The following is a 17,285-nucleotide window of genomic DNA, read 5'->3' as shown; positions in this document are numbered from 1 at the left end:
CGCGGAGGACACCAGCCATAAGGGAATGAGGCCAGCAAGTGGCCTCAAACCGAGGGCGCATCGTTCGGGCTGACTGATTCATCAATCCGACGAGTTGGCTTCAACCCGATTACTACCCGAGGCCAAGCTCTTTCAGGATTGATGTAATACGAGCCTGCTCCTCCTTGATGAACGTCCCGAACTGGGCGGAGGGCATGTAGAGATCGACCCATTCCCGTTCCTGGAGCAGCTTCTTCCAGGACGCGCTTTGCACCAGCTTGGCGACCGCCGCCTCGAGCGCTTGCTTGTCCTCCGCACTGACATTGGGAGGAGCCATCAGGCCGCGCCAGTTGACGAGCGTTGCATCCACACCCTGTTCCCGGAAGGTCGGAATGTCGATGCCGGGCAGGCGCTCCGGCGATGAGATGCCAATGGGCCTGAGCTTGCCTACCTTGAACTGGCTCGCGACCTCGTTGAGGCCACCGGTTGCAACGGTGATCTTGCCGTTCATCACTAGCGGAAGCATCTCGCCGCCGGTCCCGACGGGAATGTAGTTCATCTTCTTGACGTCACCACCGCCCGCCTTGGCGACCAGGCCGCACAGTACGTGGTCGGGCGAGCCATGCGCAAAGCCACCCCAGGTGACCGATCCGGGGTCCTGCTTGAACTTGTTGACCAGATCCGTGACGGTCTTGATGGGCGATTCAGCGGCCACGAACAGCGGCTGGTACTCGCCCTGGAGGCGGGCGAGCGGCGTCGTCTGCTCAAGGGTCACCGGTGACTTGTTGATGACCGGCGCGCCCACGAGACCGAAGCCGGCCACCATCAACGACGGGTCACGATCCTTCGAGTTGATGAACTGGGCCAGGCCGATGGTGCCGCCGGCGCCGGGCACGTTCTGGACCTGCACGCTGGTCGCGATTTTTTCCTTCATCAGCACATCCTGCACCGCTCGGGCGAGCTGATCGTATCCGCCTCCGGGACCGGCAGGAGCGATGATCTTGAGGCTCTTGAGCTCTTGCGCCCATGCCGGCAACGCCGGCAGGAAACTGGCTGAGGCTGCGGCAAGCAGGGCTTTGCTGAAACTGCGGCGATCCAACGTCATTTTCTGTCTCCCATGGTTCTTCTTCTACATGTCAAGTTGGTTGGTCACGGGTCGCACCTGAGGCTCAATCGGTCACTGACACCTGACGAAACGCTTCGCGGTGGCAGCCTCGGAGCTTGTCCCGGACCTGCCGTTCGGAGAACGGCAGGCCGCGAACCGAAAGATCACGGGTGATCTTTCCGACGATGTCCTCATCGCCGTCGACCTCGAAGTCGGCCCGGTGGACCTCAGTGGCATAGGAGGAAAGGTCGGCGTTCGACAAGCCAAGGAGGCGCCCGGCCCAAAGGCCGGCGAGAACGTTCCGACGCGCGATCACGCTGTCACGGGTGTCATTGTCGAGACACCAGGATGACGAGCTCTCATTGGAAGTCTTTGTGCCTCTCACATTCATCGAAGCTCTCCGTCAAAGGTTCGGCAGCCGGCCTGTGGGATCTGGCGACCGTCATTGTCATGACACGAGCCTGTAGACTCCTCACCTGACATGAACCTGACAAAAGCAACGGGATCTTGCAGGTGAGCCATGCATGGACGCAGTCTTTCCAGGCTTGCTTCCAGCGACAGGGCACATATGTCGTAGCTTCAGGACAGGCGACGGTCCGGTCTGATCATGGGCCTTCGATGACCGCTTGGAGCTCGTGATCCAGCAAGAGAACCCGAAAACCGGGTCATACGTTCAAGGAAGCGCTCGGGCACCCATCCAGATCCAGGATCGTCAGGGGAACCGATGAAACAGACCGACGACGAGGCAGACGAGGCTCTTGCGCATATCAGGCGAACCACGGCCGCCCCAATCCAACGCTTCCTTGACTCGATCGCCGCTGCAAGGTTCGAGGAGACGACAAGCCGTCAGAACGGGTTGGCAAACGGTCCATCAAGGCCCGGCCGCTCGGGCATGGCCAAGGGACCGCACAGGTTCCTGGAAGGCCTTGGCTTTTTCCTGAAGAGAGCCCTCGGCATGAAGTCCCTCGCCCGTATCATCGGCCGCATCCACCTGCGCGGATAGATCCGTGCAGGGATCAGGGCGCAGTGGACGGCTTCACCGCTTGATCGCGCCTCCTTCGAAGACGGATCCGGCTCAACCATCGGAAGGGTCCTGCCAATCCTGCTTGATACCGGCATCCTTCCTGCCAAGGCCGCCGGGAAGTTAGTCAGGTTGCTGTCAGTTTCATCCCATAGGTCGTTCCCTGCGACTGCATAAGGCAGCCGGAGAGAACCTTAGCCATCCTGGGAGGATAACCCATGATCCACTTCAGCCCGAGACTGTCACAGGCATCGAACGTTGCCGCGACGGCCCTGTTCGCCACCTCGACCTCTGCCCAATCCGAGCCGGAACTCCTGGCCCTGGCAGCGCCGGGCGACGGACCCGCAGCCTTTCCGAAGGCAGAGAAGGCCTGGGTCCGCGGGGTTCTCTTCCTTTCCATCGGCTTGGCGCGGTCCTGATTGCCAGCAATCTACGCGCGTACTCGCGCCTGTGCTGGTCTCATGATGCCAGGGAGATCCCCATGTCAGACGTACAACAGATAACAATGCCCAGAGCACGGCCCCGCATGCACATCGACATCGCGGGCCTCGCCATCGCTCTTATCCTGCTAGCCCTGGCCGGCCTGGTCTGGTGGGACATGACCAAGCTCCAGCTTCTGTCCCCCTATGACGTCGGCCCGAAAGCCATGCCCGTGATCGTCTCGGCCGGTCTCGCCCTTCTGGCGATCGGCAACGGGATCAGTGCCTTCCGGGGTGACCTCCCCGCCCGCGAGAGCCTCGATTGGAGACCGATCATCCTGATCCTCGGTGGCCTCGCCTGCCTGATCGCACTCATCGCCCTCGGAGGCGGCTTCATGATCGGGACCGCCATCCTGTTCGCGACGACGTCGGCAGCCTTCGGACGCCGCGCATTCCTGGTGGACCTCCTGATCGGCGCCGTGATCGCCGTCTTCATCTATGTGCTCTTCGCCAAGCTCCTGACCCTGTCCCTGCCGGCCGGGCCGCTTGAACTTCTGTTGTGAGGCCTGCCATGGAAGCCTTCATGTCCCTTGCCCACGGTCTGTCCGTGGCGATCCAGCCGATGAGCCTGCTCTTCGCCCTCATCGGCGTCCTTCTCGGCACCGCCGTCGGCGTTCTCCCGGGCATCGGCCCGGCGCTCACCGTGGCGCTGCTTCTGCCGGTCACCTTCAAGCTCGATCCCACGGGCTCGATCATCATGTTCGCCGGCATCTATTATGGCGGCATGTATGGCGGCTCGACCACCGCCATCCTGATCAACACGCCGGGCGAGAGCGCCTCCATGGCGACCGCGCTCGAAGGCAATCTGATGGCCAAGGCGGGCCGTGGCGGCCCGGCGCTTGCGACCTCCGCCATCGGCTCCTTCGTCGCCGGCACCATCGCGACATTGGGCCTGACCTTCCTGGCGCCCTACCTCGTCGACATCGCCGTGAGCTTCGGCCCCGAGGATTACTTCGCCCTCATGTGCGTGGCTTTCGTCACGGTTTCGGCCACCTTCGGCGATTCACCGGTGCGCGGCCTCACCAGCCTGTTCATCGGTTTGCTGCTCGGCCTCGTCGGCATCGACATTCTCTCCGGCCAGTCGCGCCTGAGCTTCGGCATTCCGGAACTCTACGACAACGTCGAGGTCACAACCCTGGCCGTCGGTCTCTTCGCGGTCGGCGAGGCGCTCTACGTCGCCTCGCGTCGGCACATCCACGAGGAGAAGCTCGAGCCTGTCCGCGGTTCACTCTGGATGACCAAGGAAGACTGGAAGCGGTCGTGGAAGCCCTGGCTGCGTGGCACCGCTTTCGGTTTCCCCATCGGTGCCCTTCCGGCGGGCGGCGCCGAGATTCCGACCTTCCTGTCCTACGCCACCGAGAAGCGGCTGACGAAGCATCCGGAGGAGTTCGGCAAGGGCGCCATCGAGGGCGTCGCCGGTCCGGAAGCCGCCAACAACGCCTCGGCGGCCGGCACCCTCGTGCCCCTGCTGACGCTCGGCCTGCCGACCTCCGCCACCGCTGCCATGATGCTGGCCGGCTTCCAGCAGTACGGCCTCAACCCAGGTCCGCTGCTGTTCGCCGAAAAGCCGGACCTGGTGTGGGGCCTGATCGCCAGCCTGTTCATCGCCAATGTCATGCTACTGGTGCTGAACCTGCCGCTGGTCGGCCTATGGGTCCGCCTCCTGAAGATCCCGCAGCCCTGGCTCTATGCCGGCATCCTGGTCTTCGCCACCATGGGAACAATCGCGGCCAATCCCTCTCCGGTGGAGCTCGTCATGCTCACGATCTTCGGCGTGCTCGGCTTCCTGATGCGCCGCTTCGACTTCCCCATCGCTCCGGTGGTGGTCGGCCTCATCCTGGGTCCCGTGGCCGAGAGCCAACTCAGGCGTGCGCTGTCGATCAGCCTCGGCGACCCCGCGGTGCTCTTCCAGAGCCCGATTTCGGCAACGCTCCTCGTCATCGCGCTGATCGCCCTCGTGGCTCCCTTCGTCCTCAAGGGACTCGGGCGCTTCAAGGCGGTCGAGGATTGATGTGAAAGTCGCCCCGGCCCCGCTACGGAGCCGGGGATGCCACGTCGGCCGTGTCACGATCGGAGCCATCCGCCGCTCCAACGAGATGCGGAGGGCCTCTCCGTCGAGGATATGATGCCAACGGTCCGTGAATGGGGCCGCTCCCGCGACAGCGGCGAGCCGGTGACGGTCACAGAAGCTGGTCTCGCCTTCGCAACGATCGACAGCGGTACCTGACCACGTCCCGTTTCGTCGATTTGGTGAGACCTCCCGGAAGCAATTTACGGCACGTTGCCTGCGCTCTGGGTCGAACGGCGCCATTCACCCAGGAGACGCTGGCGCTTGGCGCGGTCCTGGACAGCCAGCAGTTCCGGCCCGACGGTGATCGGCCGCAGAAGCCCGGATGTGCTCAACCAAAGCGGTCCGTCCACCTCCTCGGGAAGCGTTCCCTCGAAGCTGAAGAAGAACGAGGCTTCACGGCTCTTCTTCTGGCCCCGCTCGGAGAGCAGGTAATCCAGGAACCGAAAGGCAGTGGCCGTGTTCCGCGACGAGCGCGGGATGAAGGCCGCTCGGCTGAGGACGACGGTGTAGTCCCGGGGGATGACGATCCCTATGCGCGCTCCGCGTCGTTGGGCGCCAACGGCATAGGATCCGATCAGGTTGTAACCGATGGCCAGGCGCCCGCTGGAAAGTTCAGCCAGGAGATCGCCGCTGCAACACCTCACGACCAGGCCGGCCCGTCCGAATGCCTCGAGTAGGCGCCCGAATATGGCCGTTCCTCGCGCGTCATAGGAGGCAAAGAGGTAGCCGATCCCCGACTGGGCAATATCGTAGGATCCGATCCTGCCGTCGTATTTTTCCGGCTTGGACCGCAGGAGGTCGAGAAGTTCCGCCCGTGTGCGCGGGACGTCCTCCGGAGGAACGAGATCACGGTTGAACACGATGACGGCCGGTTCGAACGTGAAGCCGAAGATCTCGTCGCGCCAGCGTGTCCAGGATGGGAGCTGAAGGGTCAAGGGGGACCGATAGCTCGTGCCGCAGCCGTCATTGACCAGTTTGACCAGTTGGTCGACTGACGACGAGAGGACCAGATCCATAGTCCCTTTCTTCTCATTGCATTCCCTTGCCGCCCCGTCGAACAGATCGTTGGTCACGTACTCACTGTATTCGATCGTCACATTCGGTGCGAGAACCTGGAAGTCCCGGATCAAGGGTTCCATGGCGGCAATGTCGGTCGCGCCATGAACGGACAGGACTGTCACCTGAACACCTGAAGCAGGGAATACGATCTTCTCGGCTGCCTTCACCGTGTGGACGGTAAACCCGGCCACAAAACCGGCGATGGCCATCACCGCCTTGAATGCCCTGATCACGATGCATCTCCGCCATCGATCGGCACGGGCGCCTCATGGTGTCTCTTGAAGCGCATGATGACCGCGAACCCATCATCGGAACGCTCGCGGAAGCGGAACTCGCCTCCATGCGCCCGAACGACATCACCTGCGATCGAGAGGCCCAAGCCGGAGCCGCCCGCACTTTCCGTGTGGAATGGTTCCCGCACCCGCTGCCATTCCGAGACCGGGATCCCCGGCCCGTCGTCGACGACTTCGATGACGGCGGCATCCCCATCCGCAAGAACCCGGACTTCCAGACGCGACTCGGCGCCGTGCTTCAGGGCATTGTGGATCAGGTTCGACAACGCTTCACGCAAGCTGACCGCGTCCCCCTTGATGTACACCGGTTGCTGCGGATCGCTGAAGGAGATGTCCACGTCGCGGTCGAGCGAGAGCGGCACGGCGCTGATCAGGGTCTGTCGGACCAGGGCAACCAGGTCGACGGTGTCGAACTCCGCGACCTCAGCCCGATGAATGATCATGGCGTGGTTGAGAAGCTGGTTCGTCAGGCGTCCCAGTTCGGCAGTTCGTTCCCTGACCCGGGTTAGTTGCTGCTCCCGCCGCTCCGGCCTGGACTCCTCGGTGAGAAGATCGACTTGGGATGCCAGTCCTGCCAGAGGCGTTCGGATCTGGTGAGCGGCATCGGCAATGAACCGCTGCATCAGGGCGATGCGCCCGGAGAGGCGATCCATGAAGCGGTTGATCGTGGAGACAAGGGTCTGGATCTCACGCGGGATCTCGAGATCGAGCGGTGTCAGATCCTTGGGATCCCGCGACCGCAGTTCGCGCTCCACGCGCGTCAGGGGCGCCAGGGCCCGCCGCACCGCGAACAGGACGGCCATGAAGGCAAGGCCGGTCATGGCAAAAACCAGCAACAGGGCCTTGAGCGTCAGATCCCGTGCCAGACCGATGCGGGCCTCACGGGTTTGCGCAACCACGACCTGCGCCCACCCGGATGTCGCGGGGTCCGAGACGAGACGGCCGACGGTGGCGACCCTGACGGGAAAGCCCCGGTATTCGCCGTCGGAGATCACCGGTTCCCGCGTTTCGGAAAAAGACCGTGCAGGGGTCAGATCGTCGTATCCCGTGAGGACGGCGCCACGTGGGGCGACAACCTTGTAGAAGATGCGATCATCGGCTGACAGGGAGAGTGTCTCGAACGCGGAGAACGGGGGATCGACCGAAACCGTACCCTCTTGGACGTAAATGCTCTCCGCAATCTGGAGGGCGGCTCCGACCAGGAGGCGGTCGTAGGCATCGTCAGCCGCGAGGCGGGCATAGAACCATGCGGCAGTTCCCATTACGACCGATCCGGCCCCGAAGATGATCGCAATGACCAGGATAATGCGGGAGTGGAGGGAGGGGCCCGGTCTGATCATTGGCAGACGATCTGGTATCCAAGCCCCCGCAGCGTCCGGATTTCCGCACCGGACCCCGCGAGTTTCTTTCGCAGGCGGGCGACATACTGTTCCACGGCATTCGGGCTGGGCTCGTCATCGAAGCCGAACAGTTGGTCGACCAACTCGTCCTTGCCGAAGATCCGGCCCGGCCTGGCCGCCAGGATCTCGAGCAGCGTCAGTTCCCGGCGGGTCAGATCGACGGGCGTGTCATTGATCATCACGGCCCGTGAGCCCCGGTCAATCGTCATCTGCCCGCACACCAGTTGATTGGTGGACTCACCGGCACTGCGCCGGAGAAGGGCCCGCGCCCGCGCCTCCAGCTCGCGGTAGTCGAAAGGCTTTACCAGGTAATCGTCCGCCCCGAGATCCAGGGCGTCGACACGGTCGTCGACCTGTGATCGTGCCGTCAGCACGAGGACCGGCGTCTTCGTCTTGCGTTGCCTGAGGCGCTTCAGGATCGTGAAGCCATCAAGGACCGGAAGGTTCACGTCGAGGATCAGCAGGTCGTAGGCCTGGACCTCCAGGACCTCGTCAGCCATGCTCCCGTCCTTCTCCCAGTCGACCGTGTGGCCGATCCGCTCGAACCGGGCAACGATTGCCTCCCCGACGTCCAAGGTATCCTCGACGAGCAGGATGCGCATCCTAGCCTCTTATGAGCATGCAACTGTCAGGTTGGTGACAGGTTCACAGGGTACGCAACTCCCGTGAGGCCGCCAAGAGGCATCCGACTTCGATGCCTCGGGCCTCCGAAAATGCTCTCAGAACGAAGTGTCATGTGCAGGTGTAACAGCGTGACGGGGAATGCAGCCAGTCACGGTTCAACACACCCTTGAGCATGGCGGTCGAGTTGGAGCGGACGCGGTTCAAAGGCGGGCGGCCTGAAGCGACGCCGGAAGGGCCAACACCCTCGGGTGAGGAAACAGACATGTCGAATGCAAGAGCGCTTCGTTCCATTCCGGCGACCTTGATCGCGGGCGACGGTATCGGTCCCGAAATCACGGAAGCCGTCGTCAGCATCCTCGATGCCCTCGGCGCCCCTTTCGAGTGGGATCGGCAGCATGGTGGGATGGCGGCGATCAAGGAAGGCGGTGACCCGCTGCCACCGTCATTGCTCGACAGCATCCGCCGAACCAAGCTGGCGCTCAAGGGTCCGCTGACGACGCCAGTTGGGGGCGGGTTCCGCTCCGTCAATGTCCGCCTGAGGGAGGAGTTCGGCCTCTATGCCAATCTGCGCCCGGCCAAGACCATGGTGCAGGGCGGCCGGTACGAGAACATCGATCTCGTGCTCGTCCGCGAGAACCTCGAAGGACTTTATGTCGGCTTCGAACATTACATCGCCGTCGGCGACGATCCAAAGGCGGTCGCCATCTCGTCCGGGGTCAACACCCGCGCGGAGTCGCGTCGCATCGTAAGGTTCGCGTTCGAATATGCTCTCCGCCACGGACGCAGGAAAGTCACGGTGGTCCACAAGGCCAATGTCCTGAAGGCGCTGACCGGCCTCTTCCTGGAGGCTGGGCGGGAGGTCGCCAAGGAGTATGAGGGGCGCGTGGAGATGGACGAGCGGATCGTCGATGCCTGCGCCATGCAACTCGTCCTCGATCCCTGGCAGTTCGACGTCATCGTCACGACGAACCTGTTCGGTGACATCCTGTCTGATCAGATCGCAGGCCTGATCGGAGGTCTCGGAATGGCTCCCGGCGCGAACATCGGGGAGAACGCCGCGATATTCGAAGCCGTTCACGGATCGGCACCGGACATAGCGGGCCAGGGAGTTGCTAATCCTCTTGCCCTGCTGCTTGCAGCAGCCCTGATGCTGGATCACGTCGCGTTGGCCGACGAAGCCACCCGTCTCCGCGCCGCCGTGTCACGGACGCTCCAGGATAATGTGCGTACGCGAGACCTTGGCGGCGTGGCCTCAACAAAGGACTTCACCTCGGCCATCGTCGCCAGGCTTGGCGACCAAAGAACGTAATCACCCGGATCGGCTCAGCCTATCGTGAGTCCGGCCCATCCAAACAGCACAAGGAGAGTTGCTTACCATGACCAAGGGATCGGACCTTCTGGTTGCGGCGCTGGAGAACGAGGGTGTCGACCGCATCTTCGGCATCCCAGGAGAGGAGAACCTCGACGTGGTCGAGTCGCTCCGCGGGTCCTCCATCCAGCTTGTTCTCACGCGGCACGAGCAGGCGGCCGCGTTCATGGCCGCGACCCACGGACGGCTGACGGGCCGTCCCGGCGTCTGCATCTCGACCCTCGGGCCCGGCGCCCTGAACTTCTCGACGGGCGCGGCCTATGCGCATCTCGGCGCCATGCCGATGGTGATGATCACGGGACAGAAGGCGATCAAGACGGCCCGCCAGGCCCGGTTCCAGATCGTCGACGTCATCGCCTCGATGAAGCCGCTCACCAAGATGACGCGGCAGATCGTCAGCGCGGCCAGCATCCCCACCATCGTCCGCGACGCTTTCCGTGTCGCAATGGAGGAACGGCCAGGTCCCGTGCATATCGAGCTGCCGGAGGACGTGGCAGCCGATGAGGTCGAACCTGCCAGCGCGCCGATCGTGCCGGTTCATCCGATCGAGCGTCCGGTGGCCCATCCGGCAGCGCTGGACCGGGCCGCCGAGATGATCGTGGCAGCCAAGCGCCCGCTGATCATGATCGGCGCCGGCGGCAACCGTCCTCAGCTCGTCGATCCCTTGTCCAGCTTCGTACGCCGTACCCGCCTGCCGTTCTTCAACACGCAGATGGGCAAGGGCGCCGTCACCGGTGGCTCGAACCTTTACGTCGGCACGGCCGCACTCTCGGAGCGGGACTACGTCCACCGCGCGATCGACCGGGCCGACCTGATCATCGCGATTGGGCACGACACGGTGGAGAAGCCGCCGTTCATCATGGGATCGGGCGGACCCAAGGTCATCCACATTGGCTTCACCTCGGCCAACGTCGAGCAGGTGTTCTTCCCCCATGCGGAGGTGGTGGGCGACATCGGCGCGAGCCTTGCGCTGCTGGCCGACCGTCTCGGGGGCAAGCTCGACCCTGATGCCGAACTCCTCAACCTGCGGCAGGAGATTCTGGCTCGCATCAACGATCGTGCCGACGAGGAGCGCTTCCCGGTCACGCCGCAGCGGATCGTGCACGACGTGCGCAAGGTCATGCCCGACGACGGCATCGTGTGCCTCGACAACGGCATGTACAAGATCTGGTTCGCCCGCAACTACCGCACCCACGTAGCGAACACGCTGCTGCTCGACAACGCGCTCGCCACCATGGGAGCAGGACTTCCGTCGGCCATGATGGCGGCAATCCTGCATCCGGAGCGGCGGGTGCTCGCGGTGTGCGGCGACGGCGGCTTCATGATGAACTCGCAGGAACTCGAGACCGCCATCCGGCTCAAGTTGAACCTCGTCGTGCTGATCCTGGACGACTCCGCCTACGGCATGATTCGCTGGAAGCAGGCAGTCGACGATTTCCCCGACTTCGGCCTGACCTTCGGCAACCCCGACTTCGTGCAGTATGCGCAGGCCTATGGCGCTACCGGATGGCAGGTAAAGGCGACCGAGGAGCTGGCAATCACGCTGGAGCAGGCGTTCAACGCCGGCGGCGTGCATGTGGTCGCGGTTCCGGTCGACTACGCCGAGAACACGCGCGTCCTCGTCGACGAGCTGCGCGGCAGCGTCCCCGACATCGAACCGGCCTGATCCAGAGGAACCCCACATGAATCCGTTCACCTTCCAGGTACCGTCGAACATCCTCTTCGAGAACGGAGCCTCGAAGAAGGTCGCCGAGCTTGCCGCCGGGTTCGGCGCACAGCGGATCCTGCTCGTGACAGACCGGGGCGTGCGCGACGCCGGCCTGACCAAGGCTGCCGAGGACGCTCTCAGGGCCGCTGGCCTTGACCGCGTCGTGTTCGAGGACGTGGTGGCCGATCCGCCGTCGGAGGTGATCGAGCGCGCCGTTGCCCTGTGCCGTGACGAGCGGATCGACCTCGTGCTCTCCATCGGCGGCGGTTCCGCGCTCGATACGGCCAAACTCGTGGCCTACCTGGCCAAATCCGGTGACCGGCTCGATGACATCTACGGCGTCGGCCTCGCCAAGGGCCAGCGTCTGCCGCTGCTGCTCGTGCCGACGACGGCCGGCACCGGATCCGAGGTTACGCCGATTGCGATCGTGACGACGCCGACGACCGAGAAGAAGGGTGTGGTATCGCCGCGGCTGCTGCCGGACTGGGCGATCCTCGATCCCGAATTGACGCTGGGCCTGCCATCCCACGTGACGGCTGCCACCGGCATCGACGCCATGGTGCATGCCATCGAGGCCTATACGAGCCGGCACAAGAAGAACCCGATGTCGGACCAGCTCGCGCGGCAGGCGCTCGCACTGCTGTCGCAGAACATCCGCGAGGTCTGCCGCAACGGCAGGAACCTCGAGGCACGCTCGCAGATGCTGCTCGGATCGATGCTGGCGGGCATGGCGTTTGCCAACGCGCCGGTGGCGGCCGTGCACGCACTCGCCTATCCAATTGGGGCGATCTTCCACGTCCCGCACGGGCTGTCGAATGCCCTCGTGCTGATGGGGGTGCTGCGCTTCAACCTGCCGGCCGCCGAAGCGCTCTATGCGGAACTGGCCCCTATCATCGACCCGGAGGCAGCCGGTCTTCCTGTCGCCGAGGCGGCATCCCGGTTCGTGGACGGCCTCGCCGCCATCTGCCGCGACTGCAAGGTGCCGGCATCCCTGGCGGAGGTCGGCGTGCGCGTGAGCGACCTGCCACGGCTTGCGGAGGACGCGATGAAGCAGACGCGCCTGCTCGTCAACAACCCACGCGAGGTGACCTACGCCGATGCGTTCGCGATCTACGGCGAGGCCTTCGACAGCAGGCAGCGACAGGCGACGGCATAACGACAGGTGCTGCGCGAGGCACTCAGAAGGAAGTGGTCCATGAATCCGTTCGAGAGCATGCAGGCGCTGGCCGATCTCTGGGGCAAGGGCGCCCAGGCGATGGCACCCGCCTACCCGCCGGACATGAAGGCGATGGCCGACGGAATGAGCGAGGCCTTTAGCGCCTGGTCGGCACCCGACAGCAAGGGATTGGAAGAGGCACGGCGTGCGTTCGAGCAGTCCTGGTCCGCGGCGCAGGACCTCTCGTCCTCCCTGACCAGAGGAATGCAGGGCAGTAATGGGTCGGGCTCCTCAGATCCGATCGTTGCGGCCATGCTGGCGCGGATCCTCGATCCGCGCGGCTGGATGTCGGCGACGAACGAGGTCGACGAGGCGCTCCAGCGGATGGCGGAAGGGCCGCGCCTCGCCGATCTGTGGAACGTCGAACGTCAGTTCGCGGAGGTGTTTAGGGCCTGGGCCGGGCTGCGACAGCGCAGCCTCGAGCACAACAAGGTCATGCTCGATGCCTGGACGCGCGCGGCCGGGGCCTTCGCCAAGCAACTGAACGGACGGGTCGAAAAGGGTGAACCCCCGCTCGAGTCAATGCGCGCGTTCCTGACGCTTTGGGGTGAGACGGCCAACGAGATCCTGCTGGAGACGCAAAGGTCCGACGCCTTCCTGGAAACGCAGCGTGAGGTGCTCAAGGCCTCGACCGATCTCAGGCTCGCCCAGCGCAAGGTGGCCGAGTTCTACAGCGAGATGTACGGCTATCCGACACGCGCCGAACTCGACGACGTCCACAAGGCCGTGACCGAGCTGCGGCGTGAGCTTCGCGCGCTCAAGCGCTCCGTACCCCGTGTGACTTCTCCATCGCAGGTCCAGGAGAAGCATCCCAAACCGAAGGCGCCACGCCGGCAGGCATCGTCCGCCACGAAGACTGCACAAACATCAAAGCGCAAAGGTTCACGCTCATGAGCAAGTCGATGAGCCCTGTCGACATCAGGCCGGAACAGGTGGCCGTCGAGATCGCCGCCCTCGGCGAGAGGATCGCCCGTGGGACGAAGCTCTTCCAGGCGGTGCGCGACGAGGACGTGGCGATCGCCACCACGCCCAAGGACGAGATCTGGCGGCAGGACAAGGTCACGCTCCACCACTACCGGCCCACGACCGACACGAAGGTGAAGACGCCCGTCCTGATCGTCTATGGCCTCATCGGGCGCTACACCATGGCGGACCTCCAGGAGGACCGCTCCCTCGTCCGCAACCTGCTCGATCAGGGCGTCGACCTCTACGTGGTCGATTGGGGCAATCCCTCCCGGGCCGACCGCTGGGTGACCATCGACGATTACGTCGATGGCTATCTGGCCGAGTGCGTGGAGGTGATCTGCGAGCGCCACGGCCTCGAGCGGATCAACCTGCTCGGCATCTGCGAGGGCGGCGTGTTCACGACCTGCTATGCCGCCCTGTATCCGGAGACGGTCGAGGGCATGGTGCTGACGATCACGCCGATCGACTTCCACGGCGACAAGGTCGAGAACCGACTCGGGCACGGCTTCATCAATCTCTGGACCCGCAGCCTCGCGCCCGAGGACATCGACCGCCTCATCGAGGCCCATGGAACCCTGCCGGGCGAATTCATGGGCTCGATCTTCTCGATGATGACGCCGATGCGCACCATGCTCAAATACAACCTCGACCTGCTCGAGGTGGTGGACGACGAGAAGAAGCTCTTGAACTTCCTGCGCATGGAGAAGTGGATCGCCGACCGGCCGCACCACCCGGGCGAGGCCGCCAAGCAGTGGCTCAAGGACCTGTACCAGGACAACAAGCTCGTGAGGAACGAGCTGGAGCTCGGCGGCCGCCGGGTCGACCTCGGGAACATCACCTGCCCGGTGCTGAACGTGTTCGCCAAGGACGACCACATCATCCCGCCGGCGACCTCGCAGGCCCTCGGCGCCAAGGTCGGCACGTCCGACTACACCGAGCTGCCGCTCCCGGGAGGGCATGTCGGCGTCTTCGTCGGCGGCAAGTCGCAAGGATTGCTGGGGCCCGGCATCGCGAACTGGCTCCTGGACCATCAGACGGACTGAACGGGGACGATCATGGCCTACGGCAGCAAGGTTGTTCCGGTCGAGGATGCGGTCGCCGTCATCCGGCCCGGCGATACGGTGGCGACCTCGGGCTTCGTCGGGGTCGGCACGCCGGATGCCGTGATCGCGGCGCTCGAAGCTCGCTTCGTCGAGTCCAAGACACCCCGTGATCTGACGCTCGTGTTCGCGGCCGCCCCCGGCGACGGGCGCGACAAGGGCCTGAACCGCCTTGCGAAGGAAGGGCTCGTGCGCCGTGTGATCGGCGGGCATTTCGGCCTCGTGCCGAAGATCTCGCAGATGGTCACGGACGGCGTCATCGAGGGCTACAACCTGCCGCTCGGCTGCATCTCGCAGCTCTTCCGCGAGATCGCCGGCCGCAAGGCGGGCCTGATCTCGAAGGTCGGCCTGCAAACCTTCGTCGATCCGCGCGAAGGCGGCGGCAAGCTCAACGACCGCACGACCGAGGATCTCGTCGAATTGCTGACGATCGCGGGCGAGCCGTGGATGTTCTACAAGGCCTTCCCGATCCAGGTCGCGATCCTGCGCGGCACGACGGCCGATCCCGAGGGCAACATCACCATGGAGCGCGAGGCCCTGACCCTCGACAACCTGGCGATCGCCATGGCGGCCAAGAATTCCAAGGGACTCGTGATCGTGCAGGTCGAGCGGCTCGCGGCCGCCGGATCCCTCAATCCGCGGCACGTCAAGATCCCGGGCACCCTCGTCGATTGCGTCGTCCTGGCGGCGCCCGAGGATCACGCCCAGACCTACGCCACTGCCTACAACCCTGCCTTCTCGGGCGAGATGCGTGTCCCTGTGGACCGCATTGCGCCGCTGCCGCTCGACGAGCGCAAGGTGATCGCGCGGCGCTGCGCGTTCGAACTGCCGCTCGGCGGCGTGGTCAATCTCGGCATCGGCATGCCGGAGGGCGTGGCGGCCGTGGCCGCCGAGGAGAAGCTGCTCGATCTCCTGACGCTGACGGCCGAGCCCGGCATCGTCGGCGGCCTGCCGCAGGGCGGGCTCGACTTCGGGGCGGCGGTCAATCCCGGCGCGATCATCGACCAGAACCAGCAGTTCGATTTCTACGATGGCGGCGGCCTGGACCTGGCCTGTCTCGGGCTGGCGCAGGCGGACCGTCACGGCAACGTCAATGTCAGCCGCTTCGGCGACCGCCTCGCCGGAGCCGGAGGCTTCATCAACATCTCGCAGAATGCCCGCAAGCTGATCTTCGTCGGAACGTTCACGGCCGGAGGGCTGAAGGTCAGGGTCGGGCAAGGCCATTTGGCCATCGCGCAGGAAGGACGCAGCGCGAAGTTCCTCGACACGGTGGAACAGGTGACCTTCAGTGGCCGGTTCGCGGCGGAGGGCGGGCAGCCGGTGCTGTTCATCACCGAGCGCTGCGTGTTCCGCCTCGGCGAGAACGGGCTCGAGCTGATCGAGATCGCGCCGGGGATCGACCTTGAGAGGGACGTGCTCGCCCACATGGCGTTCGAGCCGCTCGTCGGGGAGCCGAAGCTCATGGACGCGCGCCTCTTCCGGGCCGAGCCGATGGGTCTCGACGAGGTCCTGCTCGAGCGCCCCCTGTCGCAACGGCTCACCCTCGACGAGCAGGCGGGCGTGCTGTTCATCGATCTCGACGGCTATCGTGTCCGGACGCTGCGCGACGTCGAGGATGTGCGGGAGGGCGTGGCGAGCCGCGTCGGTCCGCTCGGCCGCAAGGTGGCGGCGATCATCAGCTACGATGCTTTCGCGGCCGCTCCTGAGTTCAACGATGCCTGGTTCGCCATGGCGGCTGACGTCGAGAGCCTCTACTACAACCATGTGTCGCGCTACACCACGAGCGCCTTCATGCGCCTCAAGCTTGGTGAAGCCCTCAGCCGCCGGGACGTCGCGCCGCACATCTTCGAGACGCCACGTGAGGCCCAGGCATCCATTGCATTACGTGCGGGGACTGCGTGATGGGAAAAGCGACAGTGGCCAGGAATGGTGGAACCCAGTCGGTATCACGTCTCGAGCCAGATAGGACCGGGCACATCCTCGGGCTTTCCAGGTCGGGCTTCCACGAGGTGGCCTATGTCGAATGGGGTCCGACTGAGGCCGATGACGTCGTCATCTGCGTTCATGGCCTGACGCGGCAGGGCCGCGACTTCGACTACCTGGCGAGCGAGCTGGCATCGCGGGGGCGACGAGTGATCTGCCCGGACCTGGTCGGCCGGGGACGGAGCGGGTGGCTCAGGGATCCTGCCGATTACACCGTCCTGCAATACTGCGCCGACATGAATGCCCTCATCGCCCACACGGGGGCATCGCGCGTCTATTGGGTCGGAACCTCCCTCGGCGGCCTGATCGGCATCGTGCTGGCGGGCCTTCCTGGCACTCCGATCGAACGCCTCGTCATCAACGACATCGGCCCGGTGGTGCCGCCAGGGGGCCTCTACCGGATCAGCCAGTACGTGGCCGACATGCCGGGAGCGTTCGTTTCCCTGGACGATGCCGAGCGGTACATGCGCGAGGTCCTGGCACCCTTTGGGGACGTCTCGGACGAGCATTGGCGCCACCTCACCACGCACAGCGTGCGACGGGATCCGGAGCAGGGCGTCTGCCTGACCCTATGCGACCCCGCGATCCTCCAGGCGCTGAAGGCTCCGGCCAATCCGGGGGCCCATCTCTGGGCCTACTGGGACGCCATCGACCATCCCATCCTGGTGGTGCGTGGCCGCGACTCCGACTTCCTGCCATCTTATCTCTCGAAGGAGATGGCCCGTCGCAACCTGCACGCGACCGTCCATGACGTGCCGGGCTGCGGGCACGCGCCGACGCTGATGCCGCGCGACCAGGTCGACGCCGTCGTGTCTTTCCTGGTGACCGATCGGGACAAGCCGCCAGCCGGAATCAGATCCAAGTCATGATGCAACGACGCGGTTCCACCACGAGCCGCGAAGAGACGGAGTG

The 17,285-nt window shown here is 64.7% G+C and carries 17 protein-coding genes; 12 read left to right on the top strand and 5 right to left on the bottom strand.

The window, feature by feature from the left end:
* Nucleotides 1-112: 112 nt before the first annotated feature.
* Nucleotides 113-1,084, bottom strand: a complete 972-nt coding sequence (locus tag ACS5Q1_RS08690; RefSeq protein WP_473097774.1) for a Bug family tripartite tricarboxylate transporter substrate binding protein — start codon at nucleotides 1,082-1,084, stop codon at nucleotides 113-115.
* 64 nt (nucleotides 1,085-1,148) lie between these two features.
* Complete coding sequence (locus ACS5Q1_RS08685; RefSeq protein ID WP_473097773.1) at nucleotides 1,149-1,475, bottom strand: DUF1476 domain-containing protein; 327 nt, start codon at nucleotides 1,473-1,475, stop codon at nucleotides 1,149-1,151.
* A gap of 333 nt (nucleotides 1,476-1,808) precedes the next feature.
* Here ACS5Q1_RS08685 and ACS5Q1_RS08680 point away from each other — a divergent pair, with 333 nt between their 5' ends.
* From ACS5Q1_RS08680 to ACS5Q1_RS08660, 5 genes are all read left to right on the top strand, one after another.
* Nucleotides 1,809-2,087, top strand: coding sequence for a hypothetical protein (locus tag ACS5Q1_RS08680; protein WP_473097772.1), 279 nt, complete (start codon nucleotides 1,809-1,811; stop codon nucleotides 2,085-2,087).
* Nucleotides 2,088-2,323: 236 nt separating this feature from the next.
* Complete coding sequence (locus ACS5Q1_RS08675; protein WP_473097771.1) at nucleotides 2,324-2,524, top strand: hypothetical protein; 201 nt, start codon at nucleotides 2,324-2,326, stop codon at nucleotides 2,522-2,524.
* Between the two features lie 62 nt (nucleotides 2,525-2,586).
* On the top strand, nucleotides 2,587-3,087 hold the full coding sequence (locus ACS5Q1_RS08670) for a tripartite tricarboxylate transporter TctB family protein (RefSeq protein WP_473097770.1): 501 nt from the start codon (nucleotides 2,587-2,589) through the stop codon (nucleotides 3,085-3,087).
* Nucleotides 3,088-3,095: 8 nt separating this feature from the next.
* Nucleotides 3,096-4,595 (top strand): tripartite tricarboxylate transporter permease, encoded by a 1,500-nt coding sequence (locus tag ACS5Q1_RS08665; protein ID WP_473097769.1) that lies wholly within the window; start codon nucleotides 3,096-3,098, stop codon nucleotides 4,593-4,595.
* 36 nt (nucleotides 4,596-4,631) lie between these two features.
* Nucleotides 4,632-4,811: a hypothetical protein gene (locus ACS5Q1_RS08660; protein ID WP_473097768.1), complete on the top strand. Its 180-nt coding sequence runs from the start codon at nucleotides 4,632-4,634 to the stop codon at nucleotides 4,809-4,811.
* A gap of 44 nt (nucleotides 4,812-4,855) precedes the next feature.
* On the opposite strand, the gene ACS5Q1_RS08655 is transcribed toward ACS5Q1_RS08660, so the two are convergent.
* Genes ACS5Q1_RS08655 through ACS5Q1_RS08645 form a run of 3 tightly spaced genes read right to left on the bottom strand, consistent with a single transcriptional unit; the run spans nucleotide 4,856 to nucleotide 8,009 of the window.
* Nucleotides 4,856-5,947, bottom strand: coding sequence for an ABC transporter substrate-binding protein (locus tag ACS5Q1_RS08655; RefSeq protein ID WP_473097767.1), 1,092 nt, complete (start codon nucleotides 5,945-5,947; stop codon nucleotides 4,856-4,858).
* Entirely contained in the window at nucleotides 5,944-7,347 is a 1,404-nt protein-coding gene (locus ACS5Q1_RS08650; RefSeq protein ID WP_473097766.1) for a sensor histidine kinase, read from the bottom strand. The genes ACS5Q1_RS08655 and ACS5Q1_RS08650 overlap by 4 nt, the downstream gene beginning before the upstream one ends.
* Nucleotides 7,344-8,009, bottom strand: coding sequence for a response regulator (locus ACS5Q1_RS08645; RefSeq protein WP_473097765.1), 666 nt, complete (start codon nucleotides 8,007-8,009; stop codon nucleotides 7,344-7,346). Before ACS5Q1_RS08645 ends, ACS5Q1_RS08650 begins: the two co-directional genes overlap by 4 nt.
* A gap of 284 nt (nucleotides 8,010-8,293) precedes the next feature.
* Between ACS5Q1_RS08645 and ACS5Q1_RS08640 the strand changes: the two genes are divergently transcribed.
* From ACS5Q1_RS08640 to ACS5Q1_RS08610, 7 genes are all read left to right on the top strand, one after another.
* Nucleotides 8,294-9,340 carry an isocitrate/isopropylmalate dehydrogenase family protein gene (locus ACS5Q1_RS08640; RefSeq protein ID WP_473097764.1) on the top strand — a complete coding sequence of 349 codons (1,047 nt, stop codon included), beginning with the start codon at nucleotides 8,294-8,296 and terminating at the stop codon, nucleotides 9,338-9,340.
* Between the two features lie 67 nt (nucleotides 9,341-9,407).
* The gene (locus ACS5Q1_RS08635; protein WP_473097763.1) at nucleotides 9,408-11,066 is read left to right on the top strand and encodes an acetolactate synthase large subunit; all 1,659 of its coding nucleotides are present in this window, start codon (nucleotides 9,408-9,410) and stop codon (nucleotides 11,064-11,066) included.
* Nucleotides 11,067-11,082: 16 nt separating this feature from the next.
* Nucleotides 11,083-12,264: an iron-containing alcohol dehydrogenase gene (locus ACS5Q1_RS08630; RefSeq protein ID WP_473097762.1), complete on the top strand. Its 1,182-nt coding sequence runs from the start codon at nucleotides 11,083-11,085 to the stop codon at nucleotides 12,262-12,264.
* Between the two features lie 39 nt (nucleotides 12,265-12,303).
* Nucleotides 12,304-13,218 (top strand): poly(R)-hydroxyalkanoic acid synthase subunit PhaE, encoded by a 915-nt coding sequence (locus ACS5Q1_RS08625; RefSeq protein ID WP_473097761.1) that lies wholly within the window; start codon nucleotides 12,304-12,306, stop codon nucleotides 13,216-13,218.
* Between the two features lie 8 nt (nucleotides 13,219-13,226).
* Nucleotides 13,227-14,333 carry a class III poly(R)-hydroxyalkanoic acid synthase subunit PhaC gene (gene phaC, locus ACS5Q1_RS08620; protein WP_473097760.1) on the top strand — a complete coding sequence of 369 codons (1,107 nt, stop codon included), beginning with the start codon at nucleotides 13,227-13,229 and terminating at the stop codon, nucleotides 14,331-14,333.
* 12 nt (nucleotides 14,334-14,345) lie between these two features.
* Nucleotides 14,346-16,292, top strand: coding sequence for an acyl CoA:acetate/3-ketoacid CoA transferase (locus ACS5Q1_RS08615; protein ID WP_473097759.1), 1,947 nt, complete (start codon nucleotides 14,346-14,348; stop codon nucleotides 16,290-16,292).
* Complete coding sequence (locus tag ACS5Q1_RS08610) at nucleotides 16,292-17,242, top strand: alpha/beta fold hydrolase (RefSeq protein WP_473097758.1); 951 nt, start codon at nucleotides 16,292-16,294, stop codon at nucleotides 17,240-17,242. Before ACS5Q1_RS08615 ends, ACS5Q1_RS08610 begins: the two co-directional genes overlap by 1 nt.
* Nucleotides 17,243-17,285: the final 43 nt, after the last annotated feature.

Source organism: Microvirga sp. GN3 (genome assembly GCF_055792825.1).
This window is presented reverse-complemented; position numbering and strand designations above follow the sequence as displayed.

What these genes read in the sequence shown, in the direction of transcription:
- ACS5Q1_RS08640 (WP_473097764.1), top strand. Translation starts at nt 8,294, where the DNA reads ATGTCGAATGCAAGAGCGCTTCGTTCCATTCCGGCGACCTTGATCGCG.
- ACS5Q1_RS08690 (WP_473097774.1), bottom strand. Translation starts at nt 1,084, where the DNA reads ATGACGTTGGATCGCCGCAGTTTCAGCAAAGCCCTGCTTGCCGCAGCC.
- ACS5Q1_RS08675 (WP_473097771.1), top strand. Translation starts at nt 2,324, where the DNA reads ATGATCCACTTCAGCCCGAGACTGTCACAGGCATCGAACGTTGCCGCG.
- ACS5Q1_RS08625 (WP_473097761.1), top strand. Translation starts at nt 12,304, where the DNA reads ATGAATCCGTTCGAGAGCATGCAGGCGCTGGCCGATCTCTGGGGCAAG.
- ACS5Q1_RS08680 (WP_473097772.1), top strand. Translation starts at nt 1,809, where the DNA reads ATGAAACAGACCGACGACGAGGCAGACGAGGCTCTTGCGCATATCAGG.
- ACS5Q1_RS08660 (WP_473097768.1), top strand. Translation starts at nt 4,632, where the DNA reads ATGCCACGTCGGCCGTGTCACGATCGGAGCCATCCGCCGCTCCAACGA.
- ACS5Q1_RS08645 (WP_473097765.1), bottom strand. Translation starts at nt 8,009, where the DNA reads ATGCGCATCCTGCTCGTCGAGGATACCTTGGACGTCGGGGAGGCAATC.
- ACS5Q1_RS08685 (WP_473097773.1), bottom strand. Translation starts at nt 1,475, where the DNA reads ATGAATGTGAGAGGCACAAAGACTTCCAATGAGAGCTCGTCATCCTGG.
- ACS5Q1_RS08665 (WP_473097769.1), top strand. Translation starts at nt 3,096, where the DNA reads ATGGAAGCCTTCATGTCCCTTGCCCACGGTCTGTCCGTGGCGATCCAG.
- ACS5Q1_RS08650 (WP_473097766.1), bottom strand. Translation starts at nt 7,347, where the DNA reads ATGATCAGACCGGGCCCCTCCCTCCACTCCCGCATTATCCTGGTCATT.
- ACS5Q1_RS08630 (WP_473097762.1), top strand. Translation starts at nt 11,083, where the DNA reads ATGAATCCGTTCACCTTCCAGGTACCGTCGAACATCCTCTTCGAGAAC.
- ACS5Q1_RS08635 (WP_473097763.1), top strand. Translation starts at nt 9,408, where the DNA reads ATGACCAAGGGATCGGACCTTCTGGTTGCGGCGCTGGAGAACGAGGGT.
- phaC (WP_473097760.1), top strand. Translation starts at nt 13,227, where the DNA reads ATGAGCCCTGTCGACATCAGGCCGGAACAGGTGGCCGTCGAGATCGCC.
- ACS5Q1_RS08670 (WP_473097770.1), top strand. Translation starts at nt 2,587, where the DNA reads ATGTCAGACGTACAACAGATAACAATGCCCAGAGCACGGCCCCGCATG.
- ACS5Q1_RS08615 (WP_473097759.1), top strand. Translation starts at nt 14,346, where the DNA reads ATGGCCTACGGCAGCAAGGTTGTTCCGGTCGAGGATGCGGTCGCCGTC.
- ACS5Q1_RS08610 (WP_473097758.1), top strand. Translation starts at nt 16,292, where the DNA reads ATGGGAAAAGCGACAGTGGCCAGGAATGGTGGAACCCAGTCGGTATCA.